This window comes from Streptomyces longhuiensis (genome assembly GCF_020616555.1).
In the GTDB taxonomy this organism is placed as follows: Bacteria; Actinomycetota; Actinomycetes; order Streptomycetales; family Streptomycetaceae; genus Streptomyces; species Streptomyces longhuiensis.
In genome coordinates, this window is the sequence record NZ_CP085173.1 from 6821837 (window position 1) to 6832547 (window position 10711).

General features: G+C 70.6%; 9 protein-coding genes. 7 read left to right on the plus strand and 2 right to left on the minus strand.

The features are described from left to right. The first annotated feature begins 212 nt into the window (after positions 1 to 212). The 7 genes from LGI35_RS31415 to LGI35_RS31445 all read left to right on the plus strand — a co-directional run bounded on the left by LGI35_RS31415 (position 213) and on the right by LGI35_RS31445 (position 8287). Entirely contained in the window at positions 213 to 896 is a 684-nt protein-coding gene (locus LGI35_RS31415; RefSeq protein WP_116509145.1) for a response regulator, read from the plus strand. A 115-nt stretch (positions 897 to 1011) separates the two neighbouring features. After that, positions 1012 to 3780, plus strand: coding sequence for a DNA translocase FtsK (locus tag LGI35_RS31420; RefSeq protein ID WP_227297636.1), 2769 nt, complete (start codon positions 1012 to 1014; stop codon positions 3778 to 3780). 278 nt (positions 3781 to 4058) lie between these two features. After that, positions 4059 to 4937, plus strand: a complete 879-nt coding sequence (locus LGI35_RS31425; protein WP_227297638.1) for a helix-turn-helix domain-containing protein — start codon at positions 4059 to 4061, stop codon at positions 4935 to 4937. Positions 4938 to 5015: 78 nt separating this feature from the next. Continuing rightward, on the plus strand, positions 5016 to 6476 hold the full coding sequence (gene rimO / locus LGI35_RS31430; RefSeq protein ID WP_227297658.1) for a 30S ribosomal protein S12 methylthiotransferase RimO: 1461 nt from the start codon (positions 5016 to 5018) through the stop codon (positions 6474 to 6476). After that, positions 6473 to 7153 (plus strand): CDP-diacylglycerol--glycerol-3-phosphate 3-phosphatidyltransferase, encoded by a 681-nt coding sequence (gene pgsA, locus LGI35_RS31435; protein ID WP_227297661.1) that lies wholly within the window; start codon positions 6473 to 6475, stop codon positions 7151 to 7153. The genes rimO and pgsA overlap by 4 nt, the downstream gene beginning before the upstream one ends. Beyond that, positions 7150 to 7803, plus strand: coding sequence for a CinA family protein (locus LGI35_RS31440; RefSeq protein ID WP_227297664.1), 654 nt, complete (start codon positions 7150 to 7152; stop codon positions 7801 to 7803). The genes pgsA and LGI35_RS31440 overlap by 4 nt, the downstream gene beginning before the upstream one ends. Positions 7804 to 7912: 109 nt before the next feature. After that, positions 7913 to 8287 carry a helix-turn-helix domain-containing protein gene (locus LGI35_RS31445; RefSeq protein WP_100591071.1) on the plus strand — a complete coding sequence of 125 codons (375 nt, stop codon included), beginning with the start codon at positions 7913 to 7915 and terminating at the stop codon, positions 8285 to 8287. Between the two features lie 745 nt (positions 8288 to 9032). On the opposite strand, the gene LGI35_RS31455 is transcribed toward LGI35_RS31445, so the two are convergent. Together LGI35_RS31455 and LGI35_RS31460 are read right to left on the minus strand one after the other, a co-directional pair. Then, on the minus strand, positions 9033 to 9809 hold the full coding sequence (locus LGI35_RS31455; protein ID WP_227297666.1) for an SDR family NAD(P)-dependent oxidoreductase: 777 nt from the start codon (positions 9807 to 9809) through the stop codon (positions 9033 to 9035). A gap of 68 nt (positions 9810 to 9877) precedes the next feature. Next, positions 9878 to 10711 (minus strand): Fpg/Nei family DNA glycosylase, encoded by an 834-nt coding sequence (locus tag LGI35_RS31460; RefSeq protein ID WP_227297668.1) that lies wholly within the window; start codon positions 10709 to 10711, stop codon positions 9878 to 9880.

The following is a 10711-nucleotide window of genomic DNA, read 5'->3' on the forward strand; positions in this document are numbered from 1 at the left end:
CGGTATTCGGGGAACCTTCTGGTCTCCCACTGCGTTTGTGCTACGTGCACAGTGACATCGCGGTGACAGGGTGTGGCGACGGGCGGGGTGCGGCTACCATGACCGGCACAAGGACGGGCGACGCAAGGGAGTCGCCCTCTGGGGCGGCTTCCGGAGTCGCCCCAAGTCCTGCGGACAGGGGCGGCCCCATGCCGGGGCGAGGAGGGCGGGCCATGGTGCAGAAGGCCAAGATCCTCCTGGTCGATGACCGGCCGGAGAATCTGCTGGCGCTGGAGGCCATCCTCTCCGCGCTCGATCAGACACTGGTGCGGGCATCGTCCGGGGAGGAAGCACTCAAAGCGCTGCTCACGGACGATTTCGCGGTCATTCTGCTGGATGTCCAGATGCCAGGAATGGACGGTTTCGAAACCGCGGCGCACATCAAGCGTCGGGAGCGGACACGTGACATCCCGATCATCTTCCTCACAGCCATCAACCACGGACCGCACCACACGTTCCGTGGGTACGCGGCCGGTGCGGTGGACTACATCTCGAAGCCGTTCGACCCGTGGGTCCTGCGCGCGAAGGTCTCGGTCTTCGTCGAGCTGTACATGAAGAACTGCCAACTGCGGGAGCAGGCGGCCCTGCTGCGGCTCCAGCTCGAGGGCGGCGGGAAGTCCGATGTCGGCGACTCCAAGGAGCCGGCCGGGCTGCTGGCCGAACTCTCCGCGCGGCTCGCGGCCGTTGAGGAGCAGGCCGAGGCGCTCTCGAAGCAGCTCGACGACGAGTCGGCGGACGCTGCCGCGGTCGCCACGGCCGCGCATCTCGAACGCAAACTCACCGGGCTGCGCCGTGCTCTTGACGCCCTGGAGCCCGGTACGGGAAGCGGCGCACCGTCACTTCCTTCGCAGAACTGAGCAGCAGCCCACGATTTGAGGAAGCGTCACCTCAGGGCACACCGATCCGCGACACGGACGGGTGAAGCAGTGGGCACACGTGTCCGCAGTGGTCTCCACCGGTAACCTCGCACTCATGGCCTCACGTCCCGCAGCCAAGAAGACGCCCGCGAAGAAGGCGGCCGCGCCGACCAAGGCTCCGGCGAAGAAGGCCCCTGCCAAGAAGGCGGCCGCGAAGAAGCCCGCGGCCAAGAAGGCGCCCCCGAGGAAAGCCGCGGCGAAGAAGCCCGCGCCCAAGCCGGTGCCCAGCCCCACGGGGGGCGTGTACCGGCTCGCGCGCGCGCTCTGGCTGGGCGTCGCGCACAGCGTGGGCGCGATGTTCCGCGGCATAGGCCGTGGCGCCAAGGGGCTCGACCCGGCGCACCGCAAGGACGGCCTCGCACTCCTGCTCCTCGGTCTGGCACTGATCGTCGCGGCGGGCACCTGGTCGAATCTGCGCGGACCTGTCGGCGACCTCGTCGAGATGCTCGTCACGGGCGCGTTCGGCCGTCTCGACCTGCTCGTACCGCTGCTGCTCGGCGGCATCGCCGTGCGCCTCATCCGGCACCCCGAGAAGCCCGAGGCCAACGGGCGCATCGTGATCGGCCTGTCCGCGCTCGTCATCGGCGTACTCGGCCAGGTCCACATCGCCTGCGGCTCGCCCGCCCGCACCGACGGGATGCAGGCCATAAGGGACGCCGGAGGGCTCATCGGCTGGGGAGCCTCCACCCCGTTGAGCTTCACCATGGGCGAGGTGCTCGCGGTGCCGCTCCTCGTCCTGCTCACCGTCTTCGGACTGCTCGTGGTCACCGCGACGCCCGTGAACGCGATTCCGCAGCGACTACGGCTGCTCGGCGTGAAGCTCGGCGTCGTCCATCCGGAACCCGAGGACGAAGCGTTCTTTGCGGCGGACGACGACGAGCGCTACGACGACCAGTGGCGCGAATCCCTGCCCGCGCGCTCCAGGCGGCGCCCGGCGGACCCCGAGACGTACGACCCCGACCAGGCGGAGCAGGAGGCGCTCTCCAAGCGGCGCAGGCCCCGGCGCACTCCTGTGCAGCCCGTCGTGACCCGGCCCATGGACGCGGTCGACGTGGCCGCTGCGGCCGCTGCCGCGCTCGACGGGGCCGTGCTGCACGGCATGCCTCCGTCGCCGTTGGTCGCCGATCTGACGCAGGGGGTCGGTACGGAGCGGGAGAGCGCGCCGGAGCGCACGGCGCCGGTGCCCACCGCGCGGGCGCAGGCGCCGGCGAAGGAGACCGAGGAGCCGGCACCTGAGCCCGCGGCCGCGCCCGTGGCGGCCAAGGCCGGCGTGCCCGACCTGACGAAGTCCGCCCCCGACGCGCTGCGCGACCTCCCGCCGCGCGCCGAGCAGCTCCAGTTGTCCGGCGACATCACCTACTCGCTGCCGTCGCTCGACCTCCTGGAGCGCGGCGGCCCCGGCAAGTCACGCAGCGCGGCCAACGACGCCGTCGTCGACTCGCTGTCGAACGTCTTCTCCGAGTTCAAGGTCGACGCCAACGTCACCGGCTTCACACGCGGCCCGACGGTCACCCGCTACGAGATCGAGCTCGGCCCCGCCGTGAAGGTCGAGAAGATCACGGCGCTGGCCAAGAACATCGCCTACGCCGTCGCGTCCCCGGACGTCCGGATCATCTCGCCCATCCCCGGCAAGTCCGCCGTGGGCATCGAGATCCCGAACACCGACCGCGAAATGGTCAACGTGGGCGACGTGCTGCGCCTCGCCGACGCGGCCGAGGACGACCACCCGATGCTCGTCGCGCTCGGCAAGGACGTCGAGGGCGGATACGTCATGGCCAACATGGCCAAGATGCCGCACATCCTCGTCGCCGGAGCCACCGGCTCCGGAAAGTCCTCCTGCATCAACGGCCTGATCACCTCGATCATGTGCCGGGCGACCCCCGAGGACGTGCGCATGGTCCTCGTGGACCCCAAGCGCGTCGAGCTCACCGCGTACGAGGGCATCCCGCACCTGATCACGCCGATCATCACCAACCCCAAGCGGGCCGCCGAAGCGCTGCAGTGGGTCGTGCGCGAGATGGACCTGCGCTACGACGACCTCGCGGCGTTCGGATACCGGCACATCGACGACTTCAACCAGGCGATTCGCGACGGCAAGCTCAAGACGCCCGAGGGCAGCGAGCGCGAGCTGAAGACGTATCCGTATCTGCTGGTCATCGTCGACGAGCTCGCGGACCTGATGATGGTCGCGCCGCGCGACGTCGAGGACTCGATCGTGCGCATCACGCAGCTCGCGCGCGCGGCCGGCATCCACCTGGTGCTCGCCACCCAGCGCCCGTCGGTCGACGTCGTCACCGGCCTCATCAAGGCCAACGTCCCCTCCCGGCTCGCCTTCGCCACCTCCTCGCTCGCCGACAGCCGCGTCATCCTCGACCAGCCCGGCGCCGAGAAGCTGATCGGCAAGGGCGACGGGCTGTACCTGCCGATGGGCCAGAACAAGCCCACCCGTATGCAGGGCGCCTTCGTCACCGAGGACGAGATCCACGCCGTCGTCCAGCACTGCAAGGACCAGATGGCGCCCGTCTTCAGGGACGACGTCACCGTCGGGACCAAGCAGAAGAAGGAGATCGACGAGGACATCGGCGATGACCTCGACCTGCTGTGCCAGGCCGCTGAGCTGGTCGTTTCCACGCAGTTCGGCTCCACGTCGATGCTCCAGCGCAAGCTGCGCGTCGGCTTCGCGAAGGCCGGGCGGCTCATGGACCTCATGGAGTCGCGGAACGTCGTGGGGCCGAGCGAGGGTTCGAAGGCACGTGATGTTCTTGTGAAGCCTGATGAACTGGATGGAGTGCTCGCCGTGATCCGCGGGGAGGCTCAACCCTGAGGCGCGCGTCAACGGGACAGCGCACGCCCCGCAACACCGCCGGATGGCTCACACTCGCGATCGACGCTCACTCGTAAGAGAGAGTGAGGCAACCGTTTCCCCTCCGCGTACGTCAAGTTGGGGGAGGGAACGGGTAGGTGTCCCAGTATCGGGGTGACCGGCCTCCCTGTCCGGCCATTCCGATGGCGTAAAGGTCTGACCGCCCGGTTGCCCCACCCTTTCGTACCCCCCCTAGACTGAACCTCCAGCAGGTGGTTACACGCTCGAAAGGCGCCCCCGTGTCCATCGGCAACTCCCCTGAAGACGACCGTCCTTCGGATGACGTTCGCGCGACGACCCCGCCGGCCGTCGAGCAGGCGCCCACGCCCTCGGACGACCGCCCCTCGATCGGACGCGTCCTCCGTCAGGCGCGCGAAGACGCCGGGATGACCGTCGACGAAGTCAGTACGTCCACCCGGGTGCGCATCCCGATCGTGCACGCGATCGAGGAGGACGACTTCTCGCGGTGCGGCGGCGATGTCTACGCCCGCGGTCACATCCGGACCCTGGCGCGCGCCGTGGGCGTGGATCCCGAACCCCTTCTCGCCCAGTTCGCCGACGAGCACGGTGGGCGGCCCGCGCCGACCCCGGCCGCTCCGCTCTTCGAGGCCGAGCGGATCAGGTCCGAGCCACGCCGGCCGAACTGGACGGCGGCCATGGTCGCCGCCATCGTCGCGGTGATCGGCTTCGTCGGGTTCACCGCGTTCGGCGGAAGCGACGACGGTGCCAAGCAGCAGGCGGCCGAAGGTGCGACACCGGCCACCGGCAAGCCCAAGCCCACGCAGACCCCCAAGGCCACCAAGCCCACCGACCCCAAGCCCGACCCGACCGACAGCGCGATCGCGGCCGCGCCGCGTGACAAGGTCACCGTCAAGATCAACGCGGCGGACGGGCGCAGCTGGATCTCCGCGAAGGATCACAACGGACGGATCATGTTCGACGGCCTCCTCGAACAGGGTGAGTCGAAGACCTTCCAGGACAACCAGAAGGTCGACCTCGTCCTCGGCGACGCGGGCGCGATCCAGCTGTACGTGAACGGCAAGCAGGTGGACAACGAGTTCGAGCCCGGACAGGTCGAGCGCCTCACCTACACCAAGGGCGATCCCGAGGTCGGATGAGCGGGGGGTTGCCCGGCGATGATCTCCGGGTAACCCTCGCGGGCGGTGCTGTCGGTGGGACGAAGTAGTCTTGAGCCCATGCCCGAACGCCGTACCGTCGCCCTTGTCACTCTTGGCTGCGCCCGTAACGAGGTGGACTCGGAGGAGCTCGCAGGCCGCTTGGAGGCGGACGGCTGGGAGCTCGTCGAGGACGCCGAGGCCGCAGACGTCGCTGTCGTCAACACCTGTGGCTTCGTCGAAGCCGCCAAGAAGGACTCCGTCGACGCCCTTCTCGAAGCCAATGACCTCAAGGGCCATGGCAGAACCCAGGCCGTCGTGGCCGTCGGCTGCATGGCCGAGCGCTACGGCAAGGATCTGGCGGAAGCCCTCCCCGAGGCCGACGGCGTGCTCGGCTTCGACGACTACGCCGACATCTCCGACCGGCTCCAGACCATCCTCAACGGCGGCATCCACGCCTCGCACACCCCGCGCGACCGGCGCAAGCTGCTGCCGATCAGCCCTGCCGAGCGGCAGGACGCGGGCGCCGAGGTGGCGCTCCCCGGACACGCCCCCGTGGACCTGCCCGAGGGTCTCGCGCCCGCGTCCGGCCCCCGTGCCCCGCTGCGCCGCCGCCTCGGATCCAACCCCGTCGCCTCGGTGAAGCTGGCGTCCGGCTGCGACCGCCGCTGCTCGTTCTGCGCCATCCCGTCCTTCCGCGGCTCCTTCATCTCGCGCCGGCCCAGCGACGTCCTCGGTGAGACGCGCTGGCTCGCCGAGCAGGGCGTCAAGGAGGTCATGCTCGTCTCGGAGAACAACACCTCGTACGGCAAGGACCTCGGCGACATCCGACTCCTGGAGACGCTGCTGCCCGAGCTGGCCGCCGTCGACGGGATCGAGCGGGTGCGCGTCAGCTATCTGCAGCCCGCCGAGATGCGCCCCGGCCTCATCGACGTCCTCACGGGCACCGACAAGGTCGTTCCCTACTTCGATCTCTCGTTCCAGCACTCGGCGCCCGCCGTGCTGCGGTCCATGCGGCGCTTCGGTGACACCGACCGCTTCCTCGATCTGCTCTCCACGATCCGCGACAGGGCGCCGCAGGCCGGTGTCCGGTCGAACTTCATCGTCGGCTTCCCCGGCGAGAGCGAGGCCGACCTGGCCGAGCTGGAGCGATTCCTCACCGGCGCCCGTCTCGACGCGATCGGCGTCTTCGGCTACTCCGACGAGGAGGGCACGGAAGCGGCGACGTACGAGCACAAGCTCGACGAGGACGTCGTCGCCGAGCGCCTCGCGCGGGTGTCGCGGCTCGCCGAGGAGCTGGTCTCGCAGCGCGCGGACGAGCGCGTCGGCGAGGCGGTTCACGTGCTCGTCGAGTCCATCGACGACGAGGACGGTGCCGTCGGGCGCGGAGAGCACCAGGCTCCCGAGACGGACGGACAGGTGCTGCTCACCAGCAGCGAGGGCCTCAGCGTGGGTCGTATCGTCGAGGCAAAGGTGATCGGCACCCAGGGCGTCGACCTGGTCGCCGAGCCGCTCGAGTGTTCTGAGGAGGCGGGCAGATGACCGGAGTCCCGGCATCCGCTACGGGCGGTTCCGGTAGGCCGGCGCCCGGCGGCAAGTTGGGCGCTGCGGCCGTCAACCAGGCCAGCCTGTGGAACATCGCGAACATCCTGACCATGCTCCGGCTCGTCCTCGTGCCGGGCTTCGTGGCGCTCTTGCTCGCCGATGGCGGCTACGACCCCGTCTGGCGCGCGTGGGCCTGGGCGGCCTTCGCCGTCGCCATGATCACGGACGTCTTCGACGGACATCTGGCGCGCACGTACAACCTGGTCACGGACTTCGGGAAGATCGCCGACCCCATCGCCGACAAGGCGATCATGGGGGCGGCGCTCATCTGTCTCTCGAGCCTCGGCGACCTGCCCTGGTGGGTGACCGGAGTGATCCTCGGGCGTGAGCTCGGGATCACCCTGCTGCGCTTCTGGGTCATCCGGTACGGGGTGATCCCGGCCAGCCGCGGCGGCAAGATGAAGACCCTCGCGCAGGGCACGGCGGTCGGGATGTACGTGCTGGCGCTGACCGGGCCGCTGGCCACCTTCCGCTTCTGGGTGATGGCGGTGGCGGTCGCGCTGACCGTGCTCACCGGCCTCGACTACGTGAAGCAGGCCGTGGTGCTGCGCCGGCAGGGCATGGCGGCCGAGCGTGCCGCCCGCGACGAACGTGAGGCGGCGGCGGAGCAGTGACGTCCGGGGCGGTCGGCGGTGGCGGGGCGGACGGCCTCGCCACCGCCGCCGTGGTGCTCCGGCTGCTCGCCGAGCGCGGCGAGACCCTCGCGGTCGCCGAGTCGCTCACCGGCGGCCTCGTGGCCGCCGACATCACCTCGGTGCCGGGCGCCTCGCGCGTCTTCCGCGGATCCGTGACCTCGTACGCGACCGAGCTGAAACGAGACGTCCTGGGCGTCGACGGCACTCTCCTGGCCGAGCGTGGGGCGGTGGATCCCGAGGTCGCCCTGCAGATGGCGACCGGGGTGCGCAGGGTCCTCGGCGCGGACTGGGGGATCGCGACCACTGGCGTCGCCGGGCCCGACGAGCAGGACGGGCAGCCGGTGGGGACGGTCTTCGTGGCCGTCGCCGGTCCGGGGGATTCCACGGCGTTCGAGGCGGGTTCCGGAGGGGCTGACGCGGGAGCCGGCGCCGGGGTTGAGCGGTCCGGGGCTCATGCGGGCAGTTTCGCTCGTAGCCGGAAAGTAGCCGCGTTGCGGTTGAACGGCGACCGTTCGGAAATCCGTATGGAGAGTGTACGGAGTGTGCTTGAGCTGCTCCTTGAGCAGGTCTTGAGCGAACGCGCAGAGAATGAGCGGGCACAGGATACGGAACAGAACGGGGGGTTTTGATGTTTACAGCCCTGAGTGAACACGACATCGCTCCCCGCACGGCCGCGGCGCAAGGCGGTACGGTGGGGCGTGAAGGATGCGGCTACGCGGTCCGAGGAGGGAGCCACCGATGATTCTGCTCCGTCGCCTGCTGGGTGACGTGCTGCGTCGGCAGCGCCAGCGCCAGGGCCGTACTCTGCGCGAAGTCTCCTCGTCCGCCCGAGTCTCGCTCGGCTATCTCTCCGAGGTGGAGCGGGGGCAGAAGGAGGCATCCTCCGAGCTGCTGTCCGCTATTTGCGACGCGCTTGACGTACGGATGTCCGAGCTCATGCGCGAGGTGAGCGACGAGCTCGCTCTCGCCGAGCTGGCCGAGTCGGCAGCGGCTACTGATCCGGTGCCCGCACCGGTTCGCCCGCGGCTCAATTCTGTCTCCGTGGCCGGTGTCCCACCGGAACGGGTGACCATCAAGGCGCCTGCGGAAGCGGTGGACGTCGTCGCTGCGTGATCCCACGCGGCGTGACGCCTCGTGCAGGTGTCACTCAAAAGTGTGTGAAAGCCCCGGCCGGGAGATCGGCCGGGGCTTTTGCATGTCGCGGCACTCGCACGTCGAGGCGGTGACAGGTCGAGTGGCGCGCTGGGCGGGGCGGCCGGAGGGCGGGGCGGAGCTGGGAGGGGCGCCTGAAGTGGGGGCCTAGGGCGGCGGCCGGGTGGGGCTCGACATGCCCGCATCAGGGCATTCGTGCCATGGTGAAGGGGATTTCGACGTGCGCGGGAGCGCCTTCGGTGTGCGGGAACGCCTCCGGGACGCCCTGCCGCCGGGTGGCGCCGGCGTTCGGGTTCGATCCGATCCGGCATCGGGCAGGAGGTGGCGGCCGTGGCGTGGCGGACCGTGCGCGGAATACCGGCCGGGGTGTGGCGGACCGCCCGCTGGATACCGGCTGTGGCCTTCGGGGCGCTGTGGTGGTGGGGCCTGCTGCGTCTGGCCTTCTCGCCGGACGCGGGTGCCTTCGAGGGGGCCGTGGCGGCCGGTGGGTGGGGGCTGAGCCTGCTGCCGGTGCACACGGTGCCCAAGTCGCGGGCGGCGGGGGCGGTGGGATCCCTGCGGCCGGGTGGGACTTCCGCGGGGGCGACTCGGCCCCCTGGAGCGTCTGCGGGAGCGGCGGGGGCCGGTGGGGCGCCTGTGGAGGGCGCGAGAGGGGGCGGGACTACTGCGGGGGAGACGCGGCCCGAGAGGGCCGGGGGCGGGTGGCTCACCAGGGCATGGCGACGCCGCCGTTCGGGCGGAGGATCTGGCCCGTCGTGAACGATGACGCGTCCGATGCCAGGTGCAGGACGGCGTGCGCGATGTCGTCCGCCTCGCCCACGCGGCCCAGGGGGGACATCCGGACCATCAGGGCCTCGGTGTGCGACTGCTCCGACGCGTCGTGCCGGCCGGTCATGGGCGTACGGATCCAGCCGGGCGCGACCGCGTTGACGCGGATGCCCTGCGGGCCGACCTCGGTCGCCAGGGTCTTCGTCAGCTGGACGACGGCGGCCTTCGAGACGCCGTAGCAGAGCAGTCCGGGGCCGCCGGTGTCCACGGCCCCCGACGCCATCGTGACGATGCTGCCGTGTGTGCCCGTCGCGATCATGGCGCGGGCGGCCTCCTGGCAGGCGTACAGCACGCCCTTGAAATTGATGCCGAGGACGCGGTCGAGGTCCTCGTCGCGGGTCTCCAGGACGGGGCTGCTGTGCATGACCCCGGCGATCGCGGCCATGACGTCGAGGCGGCCCGTCGCGTCGACGGCCGCCGCCACCGCCTCGGCGAGCTGGGTGCGGTCCGCGACGTCGAGGGGGTGTGTACGGGCCGTGCCTCCCCTTGCCTTGATCAGCGTCGCCGTCTCGTGCAGGCCCTGCGCGTCGCGGTCGGCGCAGTGCACGGTGGCTCCGGCGTCGGCCAGGAGCAGGGCGGAGGCGCGTCCGATGCCGCTCGCGGCGCCGGTGACGAATGCGGTGCGTCCGGTGAGGTCGTACGCGGTGACGGGCATGAGGGGACGGTACGAGCATTTCTGACGGATCGTCAATTAGCTTGTACGGCCTATCTGGTGAGGCTGTGTCATCTGGTGGGCGGGGGCTGCTTGACGTACGGGCGCGGGGTCGGGCCGTGTTGGCAGGAGGGGCACCAGTAGGTGGGTCGTTCGCGGGAGCCGTCGCCCTGGTCCGCCACGCGGATCGGGGTGCGGCAGCGCAGGCAGGGGCGGGGCGCCCGTCCGTAGACGTAGAGCCGCTGGCCGGGGCGGCCGCTGCCGGTGGTGACGCGCGCGGGGCGGTCGCGATTGGCTTCGAGGAGCTTCTTGGCGAGCTCGGGGAGGCGGGCGGCGGTGGTGTCGGGGAGGTCGCCGACAGGCAGCCAGGGGGTGACCTGGAGGAGGAAGCACAGTTCGGACTTGTAGACGTTGCCGATGCCCGCGAGATTGCGCTGGTCGAGGAGCGCCTCGCCAAGGGGGCGGGCCGGGTCGCGGAGGAGGTTGCGGAGGGCGGTGACGGCGTCCCAGTCCGGGCCGAGCAGGTCGGGTCCGAGGTGACCGACCACCTTGTTCTCGTCGGCCGTGCGCAGGAGTTCGAGGACGGGGAGGCGGTAGCCCACGGCGGTGCGGGTGGCGTTGCCGAGGACCGCGCGGATCTGGTGGCCGGGGCCACCGGTCCACCGCTCGCCCGGTGCGTACACCTTCCAGGACCCGTCCATGCGGAGGTGCGAGTGCAGGGTGAGGCCGCCCTCGATGCGGGTGAGCAGGTGCTTGCCACGCGGGGTGACGTCCAAGACGGTGCGGCCGGTCAGGTCGGCCGTGGCGAAGCGGGGGACGCGCAGGTCGGAGCGGATGAGCACCTGGCCCGCGAGGGCGGTGTGCAGACGCCGCGCGGTCTGCAGGACGGTGTCTCCTTCGGGCAT